The organism is Bacillus sonorensis NBRC 101234 = KCTC 13918, assembly GCF_001592005.1.
GTDB lineage: Bacteria > Bacillota > Bacilli > Bacillales > Bacillaceae > Bacillus > Bacillus sonorensis.
Map to the genome: position 1 here is coordinate 369,136 of NZ_BCVZ01000002.1, position 16,683 is coordinate 385,818.

Below are 16,683 nucleotides of genomic sequence, written 5' to 3' on the forward strand. Positions count from 1 at the left end.
TGTAGCCGAGATGATCCCATGTTCGGCTTACTTTCCTTGATTTTGTTTGAGTATGGCGTCCGCCTCTTTTCTGAATCTCTCTGCACCTTGTTCAGGTGTTATTTTTTTGTATAAAATCTGGTCAGACGTATCCTTCAACAGTTTGATCACTTCTGCGCTCCCCACAGGCTCCGGCGGATCGGCCTCTCCGGCATATTGAGATGCCCGTTCAACATATTCAAAAATCTTTTTTTCCGCTTCATTTAATTCAGACTTGACCGCTTCAGCCGCTTTTGACGAAACCGGGACGCCCCGTTCTCCTTTCATCAGAGAGTTGGCCTTTTCACTGTTGACGAAAAAGTCGATGAATTTCGCCGCTTCTTTTTTATGCTCTGAGCTTTTCGGAACCGAAAACAGCATGCTCGGCCTTAAAAAGAGCGCTTTTTCTTTCAAGTGCTCAGGCGGCAGATGCAGGGACAGAGGCGCATCCGTCAGTTGGGCAAACGCCGAATATTGGTTGGAGTAGTTCCATGTCACAGCCGTCCGGCCTTTCACGATAAAGTCATCCTCCATCCCCTTCACCTGCGCGCTTTCATCAGGCGTTGGAGAAGCTTTGGCTTCGACAAGCTTCACCTGCCGCTTGAAGTAATCGGCAAACAGCTTGTCATCCGTATAGGCGAGACCCGTTCCGTCTTCCTTGTAAAAGCGTTCCCCCTTCGTTCTGAGATAAAAAGGGAAAAAGACGTCAGGCGGATGCATTCCGTTTGATCCGTATTGGCCCGTCTTTTCCTGCACTTTGAGCGCGGCGTTTTCAAAATCGGTCCATGTCCAATTGTCATCCTTGATCTTGATGCCTGCTTTTTTGAAAAGCTCGTCATTGGAAATCACCGACAGAACATTGACGCCCAGCGTAAAACCGTACAGTTTGCCGTCGATCTTCCCGCCTTCGATCACTTTGTCATCGATCGAATCGGTATTGATCGTTCCGTCTTTCAAATAAGGCGCCAAATCTTCAAGCTGGCCCTTCCCCCCGTACTGAGACAAATATGCGGTGTCCATCTGGATCACATCTGGCAGCTGACCCGCGGCAGACATCGGGGCAAGCTTTTTCCAGTAGTCATCCCAATTCGCAAATTCGGCCTCAATGTTGACATGCGGATGTTCCTTTTCATACATCTCGATGATCTTCGTCGTATAGTCGTGCCGCGGCTGTCCGCCCCACCAGGCGACCCTGAGCGTGATCGATTTTTTGCCGCCTTCGCCGGCCGTTTCTTCACTGTTTGAACTGCATCCGTATAGGCCAAGCATCAGCACGGCGCATAAAAAGAATGGTACGAATTTCCTCATCAACATCCCCCTCTTTTTGTAAGTGCTTACATTTCATTTTAATTTCATGGCACCTCTTCCAGAAACTCAAAAAACAGAGAATAATGTTAAAAAAACAGAGATGTCGGCGATTTTTTGCACATAAAAAACCGCCGGATTCTCTGCCGGCAGCTTATCGTCTCGATTTTTCATTCTTTTTCCGATATTCAGACGGCGTATAGCCGGTGTATTTTTTAAAGACAAGGCTGAAGTATTTCGGATTGTCGCCGAATCCTAATTTCTCGGCCAGTTCTCCGATTGGGATGCCGCCCGTATGCTTCATGATAGCCATCGCTTTTTCAATCCGCACTCTTGCGACATAGCTTGAAAACTTCTCGCCTGTTTCCTGCTTAAAAAGCTTGCCGAGATAATCGGGATTCATATACAGCATGTTGCGGGCCGCCCATTTTAATGAGAGCTTCGGATTGGCCGCTTCTTTTTGAACCAGGTCAAGCATTTTGTTAATCAAAACCGATGTTTGTCCGCCCGGCTTGACAAGCTGTTTGTCGAGCCCGCCGGACGCGTGGTCATATAATGCAGCCGCTTCCCTGATGTCTCCGTTCCGGCTGACGGCAGCTTGCAGCTGAACCTGCAGCTGTTTGCCCGCCTGATGTTTTATGTGTTCGATTTTATCCCTGAGCCGATCCGGGTGTTCTTCACCATCTGCGGCAATAACAAGCACACCCTTGATCAGGACTGCTGCGATGGCCGAGGATGCCAGGATGCCGCCCGCAAGCTTTTCAAGTGTGGACAAATGTCCGCCGCCTTCGCCCTGAACAGAAAACAAGACAATCCTGATGTCCTTTCCATCGGGAAAAAAGCGCAAATATGCATCGGCATCGCTTTTGTCACCCTTGATCAGCTCTCGTAACGCGTGTTTTTGGATGTGCGGACGGACGAGATCCAATTCCGTTTTCACCCGTTCTGCCGATTCTTCTTTCTTCAATTCGTCGATCACGCTTTCAAGCGAAGCTGTGATGTGATTTTCATTGCACGGCTTGAGCAGATAATGTCTGACTCCGTATGTCATCGCCTTTTTCGCGTATTCAAACTGGCCGAAACCGGTCAGTAAAATAAACCGGATCGACGGGTGGTCTCGGGAAACCTTCTCGATCAATTCAAGTCCGCCCATTCCCGGCATTTTAATATCGCTGATGACAATATGCGGACGTTCGCGCAAGATCAGCTGGTAGGCTTCAATTCCGTTCTGCACCGCGCCGACCAAAGACGCACCGAATGACTTCCACTGGATCATGCTTGAGATGCCCTCAAGAATGATCCGTTCATCGTCTGCAAGCAGAACTTTATACATCACGACACCCCGCTTTGAAATGGTATTTTAATGGTGATCTCTGTCCCCTTGTTTTTTTGGCTTGAGATATGCAATCCATAGCCCCCGCCAAACATCAGCTTCATCCGTTCATCGATATTTTGCAGCCCGATGCCTTTGCCCCTTGTTTGGACAAGGCCTTTTTTTGCTTTGTCCAAAAAATCTTCGTCCATGCCGGGGCCGTTGTCTTTTACTGTCAAATAGGCAAATCCCCCGCTTTTCCATGCCTTTATGCTGATTCGGCAAGGGTCAAGGACAGGCTCAAGACAATATGTAATCGCATTTTCAGCCAAAGGCTGAAGAATCATTTTCGGGACGGGGCACATTTTGACAATAGGATCGATTTCCACTTCATACACCAGCCTTTCCGCAAAGCGGAACTGCTGAATCGTGAAGTAGTGAAGGACAATGTCAGCCTCTTCCTCGATTGTTAAGACATCTGATTTCATATTGACGGCATTTCGCAGCAAAAAGCCGAGAGATTCTGTCATTTTGGAAATTTGCGGCTGCCTGTTCATCTTGGCCAGCCAGTTGATCGACTCCAATGTGTTGTATAAAAAGTGGGGATTGATTTGCGCCTGAAGAGCCTTAAACTCCGTCTCTTTAATCATGAGCTGCTTCTCATAATTTTCCGCTATCAATTGGTTGATCCGTTCAACCATTGTAATGAAAGCGCGGTTCAATACGCTGACTTCGTCCTGGCGCTCAGGAGGCGCCTTAGGGAGCGGCTCTGTTTTAAAATCTCCGTTTTGCACGTTTTTCATGGCGGCGACCAGCTTTTCAATCGGGCTTGTCATGCCTCTTGCCATTTTTCTTCCAAAAAGGACAGCTGTGAAAAAGAAGAGTATAAAAAGGGAGATGAATATGGACTTCATCGCAGTTATTTTCGAAAACATCGCGTCAAAGGGAATCAGGCTCCAATATGTCCAATTCTCATATGATGATTTGACATATGAAACAAAAAACCGCCGGCCGTTTTTGTTCACGATGTCATATCCGTTTTGATCAGCGGAGGATAATCGGAGAGCGTCCATTTTTTTCAAAGGGCTTTCTGAAAAAAATAGTTTCGTTCCATCCGACATGGCAATCTTGCCTGCGCCTTCCCCCCAGTCCTGCGGGAGATCGCCGACAATGCTTTTTAAATCGGCCACGATCAGGACGATTCCTAAATGATCAAAATTCAAATGATGATATGAGCGGATTTGCCTGGCTGATAAAAGCTCGCCGTTTACACCGGGCATTGTCACCCACGCATTCCCCCCTTTCCGTTCCGCCGCTTTTTCAATCAGCCTGTCGATCTGCCTTTTAAGCGCCTCTGTTAAGCTTGCCCCTGCTGAATATTCCGTTTGATAAGCGTCAAATAAATGAATGGATTTAATGTATCGTTTTGATCCGGTGTATTCGGAAAGCTTGTCCCAAATGTCTCTCTTGATTTTGTACCGGTCGTATTTATTTTGGTCTTGCCCCGCTTTTAGGAGGTTGGTTTGGATGTTTTGATCTGTTGTGATTTGATAAGAAACATCTTCAATTTTTTTTAGTTCATCTTCAATGCTTTTTGATGACATCATCAGCACCTGTGACGATTTTCTGTAGATTTGCTGGTCATACACCCGAAAAGTGTATTGGACGCCGCTCAAAATCAAAATCAGCGAAACCGCCATAATGAATGAAATCAGAATAAACAATTGATCTTTAATTTTTAAATGCTGCAACCGGTTCACGGACAAACACCTTCATTTCAAGCGCATGAAGGAAGCCTGTTTTTTCTCATGGCGGCTGTCAACTGCACGGAAAGCGCGAATCGCCAGTTTGTTCAGAACAAGACTCAGGGCGCTCCCGCTGAAAAACAAAAGAAATGCGACGTGGAATAAAGCGAGCAGGACGAAACCAAAAGCGCTGATCATCATCAACAAAGAAGTGAGCGGGCGGGAAAAGCCGATGATAAAGCTGTATTTCAGCACCTCGATCTGTTTCACATCATAGTGGGCATCGATCGGAAAAACGTATAAGAGGATGATGGCATATATCATAAAAAGGCTGATGAATAAGCTTAATACGGCGGGCTGGTCGCGAAAATAGACGGCGGCGATTGAAAAATCGACATACAGCAAAAGGGCGATGAGCGATAACACCAGTCCGAGAATAACTGATCTTCCCCACTGTTTTTTAAATTCGCTAAAAAACGTCTGAAAAACAGGGATATCCGTCTTTCCCATCGCCCATTGCCTTGTGACGGCAAACATGGCGCAAGTCGCCGGAGCCAATCCGAATATGACCAATCCAGCAGCAGAAAAACCGATCCACAGCAAATTCAGAAGCGCAAGCCTCATCACCCAGTCGCAAAACCGGTAAAATCCGTTCGACAATACGTGAATCATGACACCACTCCCTTACCTCATCTCAAACCCAACGGAAACGCTTACATTTTGCAGAACAAAGTCTGATTTTGTATATTTCGATTCCCGTCAAATAATTCCTGCTTTCTTGAGGCTGAAAAATGGGAGCCAAACGGCTCCCAACAGGGGTTTTACGAAGAGCAGAAGACTTTCAGCTGTTTTGGCCGTACATATAAATCGTCCCCTACTGTAATTTGAAGCTTGAGAAAATACTCTTTTGTCAATTCAATTTCGATGATGTCCCCGGTGTCCGTTCGTTTCAGCTCAAGCTGAACCGTCGAGCCGATCGCCCGGATGTGTTCCGCCTGGCAATGAATTCCGCTTTCATCGTTCGGTGTTTTTTCAACGATAAAATGATGAGGTCTTGCAAACCCGACTCCGCTGGCAGCTGTCTTGATCGTCTTCACATCCCCGGGCACTTCAAACTTGAAATTCCCATCATAAATATAACCGCTGTCAAGCCGGCCTTTAAATTGATTGACTGTCCCAAGAAAATCGTACACGAACGGATTTTCAGGCATTTCATAAACAGCTTCAGGTGTGCCGACCTGCTCGATCCTTCCGTCGTTCATAATCACGACGCGGTCTGAAATGTCAAGCGCTTCCTCCTGGTCATGGGTGACAAAGACGCTTGTAATATGAAATTCGTCATGCACTTTTCGAAGCCAGCGCCTCAATTCTTTCCTTACTTTTGCATCCAATGCGCCGAACGGTTCATCCAACAGCAGCACTTGGGGATTGACAGCAAGGGCGCGGGCGAGTGCAACCCTTTGCCTCTGTCCGCCGGAAAGCTGTGAAGGATATCTTTCGCCAAACTCTTTGAGTCTGACAATGTTCAGCAGTTCATCAACTTTTTGCTTGATTTCCTTTTTTGAAAGTCTTTCTTTGCGGGGGCGGACTTTCAAACCGTAGGCCACATTTTCAAAAACGGTCATATTGCGAAAAAGGGCGTAATGCTGAAAAACAAATCCGACATTGCGGTTTTTCACATGTACATTTGTTTGATCAGCCCCCTCAAACAAAATGCTTCCCTGATCAGCCTGTTCGAGCCCGGCAATGATCCTGAGCAAGGTTGTTTTCCCGGACCCCGACGGCCCCAGCAGGGAAATCAGCTCTCCTTTTTTGATTTCAAGATTGATATCTTTCAACACATGAAATTCACCATACGACTTGGAAACATGTTTGATTGAGATTCCCATATTACTAAGCTCCTTTTCCTGCCGTTTTTGTCTTTTTCTCGAGAATATTTTTCAGCACCAATGTAATTAATGCCAAAATAGACATTAATGAAGCGACGGCAAATGCGGCTGAAAATTGGTATTCGTTATATAAAATTTCGATGTGGAGCGGCATGGTATTCGTCTCGCCTCTAATATGGCCGGATACAACAGATACGGCGCCGAATTCGCCGATCGCCCTCGCTCCGCATAAGATCACGCCGTACAGCAGGGCCCATTTGATGTTCGGCAGTGTAATGTACCAAAATGTTTTCCAGCCCCCTGCTCCGAGGGTCAGCGATGCCTCTTCTTCAGACGATCCCTGGCTCTGCATAAAAGGAATCAGCTCGCGCGCGACAAACGGGAGCGTCACAAACAATGTTGCCAGCACAATTCCCGGCAGAGAGTAGACAATCTTTACGCCATGGTCCAACAGCCATGGACCGAACACTCCTGTCGTTCCAAAGAGAAGAACGAATACAAGTCCGGCAATCACGGGCGATACCGCGAAAGGCAAATCGAGCAATGTGACAAGAACGTTTTTCCCTTTAAAGTCATATTTCGTCACCAGCCAGGCGGCCGCTATGCCGAAGACGGCCGAGAGCGGCACGGTTATCGCCAGCACAATGAGCGTCAGCCTGATGGCCGACAGAGCGCCCGGGTCTGTAATGGACGCCAGATAAACATCCGCTCCCTTTTCAAAAGCCTTAATAAAAATGGCGGCAAGAGGCAGCAGCAAAAAGATCGATAGAAATAGATAGACGATGGCGACCAGCACCGCCTTCGTGGTTTTCGTGCCAAATGATTGATGTGTTTGAATTTGCGTCTGGACGTTCAATTTTGTCAGCTCCTTACCCACCGATTTGATATGCGCCACTGAAAGAGATTGATCACCAGCAGCAGTAAGAATGAAATGACAAGCATGACGCAAGCCACAGCCGTTGCCCCGCTGTAATCATACTGTTCAAGCTTCGTCATGATTATCAGCGGCGTAATTTCCGTTTTGTACGGTATATTGCCGGCGATAAAGACGACTGAGCCGTATTCGCCGAGGGAGCGGGCAAATGCCAGCGAAAACCCTGTAATCAGAGAAGGAAGCAGCTGGGGAAAAATCACTTTCCTGAAGGTTTGGCGAGGAACCGCCCCGAGAATGGCTGATGCTTCCTCTACTTCTTTCTCAATATTTTCAATCACCGGCTGCACAGTTCTCACGATAAAAGGAAGACCGATAAACACTAAGGCGATGATGATTCCGAGCGGTGTAAACGCAACTTTGACATGCAAAAATTGCCCGATCCACCCATTTGGCGAGTAAAGTGACGTAAGCGCGATACCTGCGACTGCGGTCGGCAGTGCAAACGGAAGATCGACAAGCCCGTCTAGCAGTTTTTTTCCGGGAAACGTATAACGGGTCATGACCCAAGCGATTAAAAGGCCGAACACGGCGTTGACAATGGCGGCCGCCAGAGCCGTCAACACCGTCAGCCTGATGGAAGCCGCCACTCTTGGTTCGGCAACCGCCTGCCAAAAATCGTGAAATCCCATCGAGGCCGTTTTCATAAACACCATTGTTAAAGGAATGAGGACAATCATGCCGAGATATGCCATCGTGATTCCGAAACTGATGCCGAATCCGGGAAATATGTTTTTTCTTTTTGTATACCGCGCACCTGCTGTTTTGATTTTTTACACCTCCAGCTCTTTTTATTTTCTGTACAATTGATCAAATATTCCGCCGTCGTTGAAATGCTTTTCTTGAGCCTTTTTCCAGCCGCCGAAGGCATCATTTACATTGGCCATCTCAACGCGCGGAAACTGTTTTTGAAATTTTTGAAGCACTTTTTGATCCCTCGGCCGGTAGTAATGCTTGGCGGCAATCTCTTGGCCTTTTTCGGAATATAAATATTCGAGGTATGCTTTTGCAGCCTTTTCCGTCCCTTTCCGCTCGGCGACTTTATCAACAACCGCGACAGGCGGTTCAGCCAAAATGCTGATCGATGGGTAGACGATCTCAAATTTATCTTTCCCAAGCTCATTCAACGTGAGATATGCTTCATTCTCCCAGGCAATCAGCACATCGCCCAGCCCTCGTTCGACAAATGTCGTCGTCGCTCCGCGGGCCCCGGAATCCAGCACTTCCACATGGCCGTATAAATCTTTCATATAGGACTCTATTTGTTTCTGGTTTCCTTTATAGGCCTTATCAGCATATGCCCAGGCAGCCAGGTAGTTCCACCTTGCGCCCCCCGATGTTTTTGGATTCGGAGTGATGACTGACACACCATCCTTGACCAAATCGTCCCAGTCCTTAATCTGTTTGGGATTGCCTTTTTTCACAAGAAAAACAATCGTTGATGTATAAGGGGTTGAGTTGTCAGGCAGCTCTTCTTGCCAATTTTTAGACAAAAGGCCTTGCGCTGCGATGCTGTCGATATCATAAGCCAGCGCCAGAGTCGCCACGTCCGCTTCAAGTCCGTCGATGATGGATCTCCCCTGTTTGCCCGATCCTCCATGTGACTGCTTAATCGTCACGTTTTGGCCGCTCTTTTGTTTCCAATACGTTTGAAAGGCCTGATTATATTCCTGATAAAGCTCCCTTGTCGGATCATAGGAAACATTCAAAAGCTCGATGGAATCTGAATCGGAAGACTGGGTGTTTCCGCTTGAGCAGCCCGCTCCAACCAGTGTAAAAACGAGTAATAGCATCGAAATATTTCTGAACCATTTCATCAAATAGCCCTCCTTTAAATGTTATTTTTATATGTTGATATAGGCGGTTTCGCTACTCTTCTTTTCTCTAAAATGGCGAAAAACGCGCCCGGCAAGCCCTTAATCGGTACAAAAAAACCCTTGACATATGTGTGGTAGACATGTCAAGGGCCTTCGGTTTTCCGATCAGCAGGCTTTTTTCAGCTCAAATTTATCTCAATAATATTCAAAGTATTCCTACAAGTCAACTATGTTTTAAAATATATTTTTCCGCATGCAAAAGGCTTGACTGGGGTTTCGCCCAATCAAGCCTTCTCAGCCTTCTATTTTTTTGCTTTTGCCGATTTTTTAATATTTACGCCGACCGCCGTCCCGTTTCTGCTGGAATCGGCGACACCCATAAATGATTTGTTTTCCCGGTCAATGAAAATGCTCTGCACATTGCCGATATCGACCGGACTCGTTCCAAACTTATGGCCAAATTCATTGAGCCTCAGTCTCACATCTTCAGGCATTCCGGATTCATAACGGTAGGAAGAAATGCTGTTCGTGTAGATCCTGGGCTCCTCAATCGCGTCCTGAAGGCTCATGCCGTATTCAAAATAATTGAGGATCGTCTGGAAAACGGACGCGATGATCGTCGTTCCTCCAGGCGAGCCGACTGTCAGCACAGGTTTGTCATCTTTAAAGACAATGGTCGGCGTCATGCTGGACAGCGGCCTTTTATTCGGCTGCACTTCATTGGCTCCGCCCGGCACCGCATCAAAATCGGTCAGTTCATTGTTTAAAAACAATCCGTATTCAGGAACCATAATTCCGGTTCCGAAAAGCTGTTCAATCGTGGTCGTATATGAAACGACATTGCCCCATTGATCTGTGACAGTAAAGTGCGTCGTTTCTCCGATCTTTTTATCATCAGGCTGCTGCACGATTTTATAGTTCTGCTCGCCTGTTTCATATTTCCACGGATCGCCCTCTTTCACGTCGCGGTTTACCGAATCGAGGCTGATCAGCTTTTGCCGCTCCTTAATATAATCGTCATCCAGCAGACCCTGCAGCGGAACATTGACAAACTCGGGATCTCCGGCATATGCCGCTCTATCCGCATAGGCCAGGTGCATCGTTTCCGCCAAGAGATGATATTTCTCAAATGACTTCGGATCATACTGGGAAACGTGAAAATCATCGATCAGCTTCAGCAGTTGCAGCATGAAAACCCCGCCTGAACTCGGAGGAGGCATGCTCGCAATATCATAGCCATGATATTCTCCCCAGATCGGCTTATCGGTTGTCACCTCATAGCGGGCCAGATCGTCCGCTGTCATGGACCCTCCGAAATCCTGCACGACATCCGCGACCGCCTTGCCGATCTTTCCTTTATAAAAAGCCTTTGACCCTTCTTCTCTAATCAATTTAAACGTTTTCGCCAAATCTTTTTGAACGAGAATATCCCCCTCTTTCAGCGGTTTTCCGTCCGGAACAAAAATATCTTTCGCAGCCGTTTTGCTCAGCTTGTCCTGATGTTCCTCAATCGCATCAGCCAGCACCGAATCGATTGGAAACCCTTCCTCGGCAAGCTTGATCGAAGGAGTAATCAGGTCCTTCATTTTTTTTGTGCCCCATTTTTCATGCGCCGCTTCAAGTCCCTTCAGCGTCCCCGGGACACCGACTGCATTTCCGTGTGTTGATCGCTTTGAAAAAGGAATCGCTTTGCCGTCCTCATCTAAAAACATATCCGGAGTTGCGCCTTGAGGTGCACGCTCACGGCTGTTGATGATCGAAGTCTCCTTCGTTTTTCCGTCGTAGACCATCATAAATCCGCCGCCCCCAAGTCCCGACATCATCGGCTCTGTGACATTCAGGGCAAATTGAATCGCAATCGACGCATCAATCGCATTTCCGCCTTTTCTCAACACTTCCGCACCAATTTCAGATGCCAACGGATGGGCTGTAGCCACCATTCCGTCTTTTCCGACGGCAACCTTATCCCCATTGTCAGCCGGGCCCTCTGCTTTCGAAACTGGACTGAAAAAGCAACCAACCGCTAAACAAACAACAAAAACCATGATAGCAAAACGTCTCATCTGCTCACTCCCTTTCCAGTTTATTACTACTATAACAAGAAAATGGACAGAAGATAAAGAAAAATCCCAATATTCGATAATTTTAAACCAAAACTCCCGTTTTTTTAAAAAACAAACCGGCAATGATCCTTCAGGCATAATTGAAGGAAGGAAAAACAGACTATTCATAAGTAAATTTCGTTTTTCTTTTCGGCCATACTGTTTACAAAAACATCACAACGTCTGAAAATTAATTGTTTTTTTCGACTGTACCTGTTTTTTTTCGACAAAAAGTAATATAATATTTTGATGTGTGCATTGTCTCATTTAAACAATGGAGGGTTACAAATGTTGAAAAGAAAAAAAGACAAGTTTTCTGTACTTTTGACGGAAATTGCAAAGAATTTAGACGAAACAGCCGAGTATTTTGTTAACTATAAAGTGACGAATCAAACGACCCTTAAAGAATTTGCAGATACCTTAAAAGAGTATGAGACAAAAGGAGATAACTATGTACATACGATGATTAAGGAACTGAACAAGGCTTTTATCACACCGATTGAGCGCGAAGACATCCTTCAGCTGACAAACAGCCTTGACGATGTGCTCGACGGAATCGAACACTTTTCAGCCATGATGGAAATTTTCTCGATTACGTCATCAGACGAACACATTGACAAATTCAGCGGCTATATCAGAGAATGTGCGAAAGAAATTTTGATTACAATCGAATTGATGGCTGACAACCGCCTGAAGGAAATTCAGCCTCATGCCATCAAAATTAAAGAATACGAACATAACTGCGACAATCTTCACCGCAAATCATTAAAAAACCTATTTGGTACGGAAACAGATCCAATTAAAGTCATTCAATACCGGGAAATTTATGAAACGCTTGAAGAAATCGCGGACTCATGCCAAAGTGTAGCAAACAATTTAGAAACCATCATAATGAAAAATGCGTAACGAGGGATTATAATGGATCTTTTATTTGTGTTAACCATACTGATTGTCATCTTTGCTTTGGCATTTGACTTTATCAACGGGTTCCATGATACTGCAAATGCGATCGCCACCTCGGTATCGACAAAAGCTTTAAAACCTAGGCACGCCATTATCATGGCTGCCCTAATGAACTTTGTCGGCGCCATGACGTTCACGGGGGTGGCGAAAACGATCACGAGCGATATCGCCGATCCTTTTAAACTGCAGAACGGATCAGTGGTCATTCTGGCTGCTCTGATCGCCGGAATCACGTGGAATCTCGTCACATGGTACTTCGGCATTCCAAGCAGCTCTTCCCACGCGATTATTGGGGCGATTGCCGGAGCTGTTATCGCATCAGACGGATTCGGCGCGATTAAATACAGCGGATTTATTAAAATTATCGAAGCACTTATTTTATCACCGATTCTCGCCTTTGTTGTAGGATATATCGTCTACACCATCGTCAAACTTATTTTTAAAAACAGCAACCTTGCCAAAACAAACAAGCAGTTCCGCCGGGTGCAAATCGCGACAGCGGCGCTGCAATCCTACACACACGGAACGAACGACGCCCAAAAATCGATGGGGATCATTACGATGGCATTGATTGCCGGCGGCATGCACAACACGCACGATGTCCCTTTTTGGGTGCAATTCGCATGCGCCTTGGCCATGGGTCTTGGAACATCTGTCGGCGGCTGGAAAATCATTAAAACCGTCGGCGGCAAAATCATGAAGCTCCGCCCTGTCAACGGTGTTTCCGCCGACTTAACGGGCGCTGCGATCATCTTTGGGGCCACAATCATTCACTTGCCTGTCAGCACGACTCATGTTATTTCTTCATCGATTCTCGGAGTCGGCTCCGCCCACAGGGTGAAAGGCGTCAACTGGGGTACGGCCAAGCGAATGGTCATCACATGGGTGATTACCCTTCCGATTGCAGGAACTCTCGGCGCATTTGCCTACTTTATTCTGGATTTGTTCTTTTAATACATCAGCTCCCGTCCAAAAACATCTGGGCGGGAGTTTTCATGTTTAAGAGATTTTCGGCATATCTATAGAAGCAGTACTGCACTCATTTCTCGGGAAGAGGGAACAAGTCATGCTGCTTTTTTATCAATTCTCAGTTTGGGTTATCGTTCTGGCTTTGGCTCTGTACGTTTTTGCCGTGTGGCGCTTTGAAAAAAAGATGAAAGAAAAAACGATTGCCATCCGGAAAACCTGGTATCTCCTTTATGTAATCGGCGCCGTGATTTACTGGACGTACAATCCGCAGTCCCTTTTTACAGACCCGCTTCATTATCTGATCGTCGCCGTTTTTTTCACGCTGACCGATGCATTTATTTTCTTAAACGCCTACTTTAAAAAACTGGGCAGCAATGAACTGGCGACAGACACAAGAGAGCTGCTCGAAGAAAACAACGACCTGCTTCACACCTATCAAAACAGGCTGAAAACGTTCCAATACCTATTGAAAAACGAACCGATTCACATCTATTATGGAGATATAGAAGCTTATGCAGAAGGCATTGAAAAACTCATTAAACGGTTTGCCGAAAAAATGAATATATCTGCCTCACTCTGTGAATATAATTCAGAGCAGAGCAAAGATCATTTGCTTGAACACATGGAAAACCGTTTCGCTGTTCAGGAAAAGCTGGAGCGAAAAGATGTATATTACGAAGAAAACGGAAAAATGGTCCTGATTCCATTTTCTATCCATGAATACGACTATGTCATGAAACTGACTTCCGAGGACCTTGTCACTGAATTTGATTATCTTCTGTTTACTTCTTTAACGAGCATCTATGATCTCCTGCTACCATACGAAGAGGAAGGTGACGAATGATGGAGCCGGTTTTTCAGCACGACGAAGACCGTTCAATCAAGCGCGGCGCGTGGAAAGTATTTAAAAAACAATCGAGAACAAATATCGCCAAATATGAACTCAGCCCTCATACCGAACGGATTTTCAGACAAAATGCACGGCTGATTGATGAGTATAAACGAAAAAATGCCTGACTCAGGACGGGAAATTGCTCCCGTCCTTATTCCGTTTTCCCCGTTCATACATACAATAAACCAAATGAATCCAATCAGGTGATGCTGTGAAAAAAATGAAGAAGCATGTGAAACACGTCGATTTTGCAAAATTTGGCCTCTCAGACTATACGACTCTCCTCAGGAAAAGAAGCGAGAAGGTGATAAAGGCGTTAAACAGACGAAAAAAGAAGAGCTGACCCGCAAAAAACCCCAGCTTGGCATGACGGCAATCCAAGCTGGGAATTCCCTTTTGATGTCAGCGCTTTCAAAATGATTTGCTATGATAAAAAATGTTCTTCTGATGAGAGCGATTGCGGCAACCGATCAGCCTTTATCGGTTTTACAAAGAATGCGACGCAAAGCGAACCTGCCACCGCAAGCCCCCCGGCAAGCAAAAACGCGCTCGTAAAGGCGCCGCTGTACTCTACAATGAATCCCGTGACAGTCGGTCCGATAATCCCTGACGTATTTGCGAGAAAATGCATGAACCCGCCCACACCCCCGACACGGTCAGGATGGACGATATCCTGAATAATCGCCCAATACGTGATGCCTGTCAAATATAAAAAGAAAACGGACAATGCCACTAATGCGACCGCTCCGTATGCCGTCGTCACCACTCCGGCCACCCCGATGCATACCGCCGCCGCCAAAAGACAAACGACAAGAACAGCTTTTCTCGAAAACATCTGCTTCCCCGTCACCTTGAAGATATAATCTGAAATAAATCCGCCTAATGCAAGACCGATAAACCCGACAACCCAAGGAATGATCGTCGCTATGCTCATATCGTGGATGCTCAGCCCGCGGGCGGTCGTTAAATAGCTCGGAAACCATGTTAAGAAGAAGAACAGAATGTAATTATATGAGAAAAAAGCAAATGCGGTAAAAAGGATCGTCGGCTGTTTTAAATAAAAGGACAACGGAATGCCGGCCCCTTTTTCCCGAGGCTCTTCTTTCCCCTCGACAGCGCTTTGAACCCCTGTCGGCCTGTCTTTTATAAGCGTCATCCAAAACCAGGTCCAAATCAGTCCAATCAGCATAATGAGAACAAAGGAAGCTTTCCAGCCCCAATGGATCGCAATCAGCCCGACGATCGGCCCCGACACAGCCCCTCCGAGCGGAGTTCCGCACATGGCCATTCCGAGCGCCCTCGCCCTTTCCTTTTTCGGAAACCAATTGTTGACCGCCTTGCTTGTGGCTGCTGAAAGAGGACCTTCTCCCATTCCAAAGATGACGCGGATGATAAACAATGAAGCAAAGTTGTATGTTAGCGCAATGGCTCCGCTGAATACCGACCATACAACCATTGCCGCCGATAACGTATGTTTTGCTCCATATTTGTCAGAAGCCCAGCCGCCAATGAAATTAAACACCGCATATCCGATGAAAAAGCTGCTGAACAGCATCCCCATTTGCGCGGGGCTGATGTGCAGGTCTTCCTGAATAAACGGGGCGGCGACAGACAGCGCCGAACGATCCAAGTAATTAATCACCCCTGCCAAAAAAAGCATCACAAGCACAAAGCCACGGCCGTTTGAAAACATGGGCAACCCCTCTTTCTGCATTTTTGCTCATTCCGACAAACCGATTACAACCTTCACCGGATTTCCTTCTCGAGCAAGCGCTGATTCAATGCCGGAAGCAACCCTGCTGAACGGAAGGTATCCGGTAATAAAACGCTCCGCGTCGGCCAAGCCGTCCGCAATGGTTTGAATCACCATTTCAAAATCGCTCCGCAAAGCATTTCGGCTCGACAATATGGTCAGCTCTCTCTTGTGAAACTCGGGGTCCGGAAACGAAAGGTGATCCTTGACAAGCCCGGCAAATACAAGACGTCCCCCGTGCGCGGTGTACTTGTAAGCCTCGTTCATGGAAGCGGAATGGCCTGTCGCATCGAAAACCGCTTGAGGAAAATCGCCGCCTGTGATCCGCTTGATCTCAGCCCATGCACGGTCCCCCGCAATGACGGCTTCATCAGCCTCCGCCCACATCCGGCTGAATGCCAGACGTTCTTGGCGGATATCCATCGCGATCACTTTTGCCCCTTTCAATTTGGAAAATTTCATCACGCTGAGCCCGATGGGCCCCGCTCCAATGACAAGCACAGTTTCTCCTTTTTGGACATCCGCCCTTCTGACGGCATGGGCACCAATACTTAAACACTCGACGACCGCCGCTTCGCTGTATGTCAGATTCTCCGTTTTGATCAAGCAGTCCGCAGGAATCTTCACATACTCCTGCATCCCTCCGTCAATATGAACCCCGAGCACTTTAAGATTCATGCAGCAATTGGGCCTGCCGCTTCGGCAGGCGGCACAGCTCCCGCATTCCAAATAAGGAATGACTGTGACCGGGTCGCCCGGCTTCAGATTCTTGGATCCGTGAATGTCGGCAATTTCGCCTGCCAGCTCATGACCAAGCACCCTTGGATATGAAAAATACGGCTGTCTGCCGCAATAGGCGTGAAAATCAGTCCCGCAGATGCCTATGCGTTTGATTTTGACCAGTGCTTCACCATCAGTCGGTTCAGGCTCTTTCACTTCGATCATGCTGAAATGATAAGGTTTTTCACACACGATTTGTTTCATCCG

15 protein-coding genes are annotated in these 16,683 nt (G+C 46.8%); 4 read left to right on the plus strand and 11 right to left on the minus strand.

All coding sequences use genetic code 11. The features are described from left to right. Nucleotides 1–27: 27 nt before the first annotated feature. The 9 genes from BTR1S_RS04510 to ggt all read right to left on the minus strand — a co-directional run bounded on the left by BTR1S_RS04510 (nt 28) and on the right by ggt (nt 11,080). Entirely contained in the window at nt 28–1,326 is a 1,299-nt protein-coding gene (locus tag BTR1S_RS04510) for an ABC transporter substrate-binding protein (RefSeq protein ID WP_006638536.1), read from the minus strand. A gap of 151 nt (nt 1,327–1,477) precedes the next feature. Next, a complete protein-coding gene (locus BTR1S_RS04515; RefSeq protein WP_006638537.1) occupies nt 1,478–2,656 on the minus strand; it encodes a response regulator in 1,179 nt (392 codons plus the stop codon). Further along, nucleotides 2,656–4,395 (minus strand): sensor histidine kinase, encoded by a 1,740-nt coding sequence (locus tag BTR1S_RS04520; RefSeq protein WP_006638538.1) that lies wholly within the window; start codon nt 4,393–4,395, stop codon nt 2,656–2,658. Before BTR1S_RS04520 ends, BTR1S_RS04515 begins: the two co-directional genes overlap by 1 nt. Before the next feature lie 12 nt (nt 4,396–4,407). Continuing rightward, the gene (locus BTR1S_RS04525; RefSeq protein WP_029418618.1) at nt 4,408–5,052 is read right to left on the minus strand and encodes a YesL family protein; all 645 of its coding nucleotides are present in this window, start codon (nt 5,050–5,052) and stop codon (nt 4,408–4,410) included. A gap of 149 nt (nt 5,053–5,201) precedes the next feature. Continuing rightward, a complete protein-coding gene (locus tag BTR1S_RS04530; protein ID WP_006638539.1) occupies nt 5,202–6,269 on the minus strand; it encodes a sulfate/molybdate ABC transporter ATP-binding protein in 1,068 nt (355 codons plus the stop codon). Between the two features lie 4 nt (nt 6,270–6,273). After that, the gene (gene cysW / locus BTR1S_RS04535; protein WP_006638540.1) at nt 6,274–7,125 is read right to left on the minus strand and encodes a sulfate ABC transporter permease subunit CysW; all 852 of its coding nucleotides are present in this window, start codon (nt 7,123–7,125) and stop codon (nt 6,274–6,276) included. 5 nt (nt 7,126–7,130) lie between these two features. Next, nucleotides 7,131–7,970: a sulfate ABC transporter permease subunit CysT gene (cysT, locus tag BTR1S_RS04540; RefSeq protein WP_034325803.1), complete on the minus strand. Its 840-nt coding sequence runs from the start codon at nt 7,968–7,970 to the stop codon at nt 7,131–7,133. Between the two features lie 21 nt (nt 7,971–7,991). Then, entirely contained in the window at nt 7,992–9,017 is a 1,026-nt protein-coding gene (locus BTR1S_RS04545) for a sulfate ABC transporter substrate-binding protein (protein ID WP_029418620.1), read from the minus strand. Nucleotides 9,018–9,319: 302 nt separating this feature from the next. Further along, entirely contained in the window at nt 9,320–11,080 is a 1,761-nt protein-coding gene (gene ggt / locus BTR1S_RS04550; protein ID WP_006638543.1) for a gamma-glutamyltransferase, read from the minus strand. Nucleotides 11,081–11,407: 327 nt separating this feature from the next. On the opposite strand from ggt, the gene BTR1S_RS04555 reads away from it, so the two are divergent. From BTR1S_RS04555 to BTR1S_RS04570, 4 genes are all read left to right on the plus strand, one after another. Then, nucleotides 11,408–12,025 (plus strand): DUF47 domain-containing protein, encoded by a 618-nt coding sequence (locus BTR1S_RS04555; protein WP_006638544.1) that lies wholly within the window; start codon nt 11,408–11,410, stop codon nt 12,023–12,025. A gap of 12 nt (nt 12,026–12,037) precedes the next feature. Beyond that, entirely contained in the window at nt 12,038–13,036 is a 999-nt protein-coding gene (locus BTR1S_RS04560) for an inorganic phosphate transporter (protein WP_006638545.1), read from the plus strand. A gap of 112 nt (nt 13,037–13,148) precedes the next feature. Further along, nucleotides 13,149–13,895, plus strand: coding sequence for a type II toxin-antitoxin system SpoIISA family toxin (locus BTR1S_RS04565; protein WP_006638546.1), 747 nt, complete (start codon nt 13,149–13,151; stop codon nt 13,893–13,895). Further along, on the plus strand, nt 13,895–14,068 hold the full coding sequence (locus BTR1S_RS04570; protein WP_029418621.1) for a type II toxin-antitoxin system SpoIISB family antitoxin: 174 nt from the start codon (nt 13,895–13,897) through the stop codon (nt 14,066–14,068). The genes BTR1S_RS04565 and BTR1S_RS04570 overlap by 1 nt, the downstream gene beginning before the upstream one ends. Before the next feature lie 299 nt (nt 14,069–14,367). On the opposite strand, the gene BTR1S_RS04575 is transcribed toward BTR1S_RS04570, so the two are convergent. After that, complete coding sequence (locus BTR1S_RS04575; protein ID WP_006638548.1) at nt 14,368–15,636, minus strand: MFS transporter; 1,269 nt, start codon at nt 15,634–15,636, stop codon at nt 14,368–14,370. A gap of 27 nt (nt 15,637–15,663) precedes the next feature. Continuing rightward, entirely contained in the window at nt 15,664–16,680 is a 1,017-nt protein-coding gene (locus tag BTR1S_RS04580; protein ID WP_029418622.1) for a zinc-binding alcohol dehydrogenase family protein, read from the minus strand. Nucleotides 16,681–16,683: the final 3 nt, after the last annotated feature.

Excerpts from the sequence above, each read along its gene's own strand:
- BTR1S_RS04510 (WP_006638536.1), bottom strand. The coding sequence starts at position 1,326 with ATGAGGAAATTCGTACCATTCTTTTTATGCGCCGTGCTGATGCTTGGC.
- BTR1S_RS04515 (WP_006638537.1), bottom strand. The coding sequence starts at position 2,656 with ATGTATAAAGTTCTGCTTGCAGACGATGAACGGATCATTCTTGAGGGC.
- BTR1S_RS04525 (WP_029418618.1), bottom strand. The coding sequence starts at position 5,052 with ATGATTCACGTATTGTCGAACGGATTTTACCGGTTTTGCGACTGGGTG.
- BTR1S_RS04530 (WP_006638539.1), bottom strand. The coding sequence starts at position 6,269 with ATGGGAATCTCAATCAAACATGTTTCCAAGTCGTATGGTGAATTTCAT.
- BTR1S_RS04545 (WP_029418620.1), bottom strand. The coding sequence starts at position 9,017 with ATGAAATGGTTCAGAAATATTTCGATGCTATTACTCGTTTTTACACTG.
- ggt (WP_006638543.1), bottom strand. The coding sequence starts at position 11,080 with ATGAGACGTTTTGCTATCATGGTTTTTGTTGTTTGTTTAGCGGTTGGT.
- BTR1S_RS04555 (WP_006638544.1), top strand. The coding sequence starts at position 11,408 with ATGTTGAAAAGAAAAAAAGACAAGTTTTCTGTACTTTTGACGGAAATT.
- BTR1S_RS04560 (WP_006638545.1), top strand. The coding sequence starts at position 12,038 with ATGGATCTTTTATTTGTGTTAACCATACTGATTGTCATCTTTGCTTTG.
- BTR1S_RS04565 (WP_006638546.1), top strand. The coding sequence starts at position 13,149 with ATGCTGCTTTTTTATCAATTCTCAGTTTGGGTTATCGTTCTGGCTTTG.
- BTR1S_RS04570 (WP_029418621.1), top strand. The coding sequence starts at position 13,895 with ATGGAGCCGGTTTTTCAGCACGACGAAGACCGTTCAATCAAGCGCGGC.
- BTR1S_RS04575 (WP_006638548.1), bottom strand. The coding sequence starts at position 15,636 with ATGTTTTCAAACGGCCGTGGCTTTGTGCTTGTGATGCTTTTTTTGGCA.
- BTR1S_RS04580 (WP_029418622.1), bottom strand. The coding sequence starts at position 16,680 with ATGAAACAAATCGTGTGTGAAAAACCTTATCATTTCAGCATGATCGAA.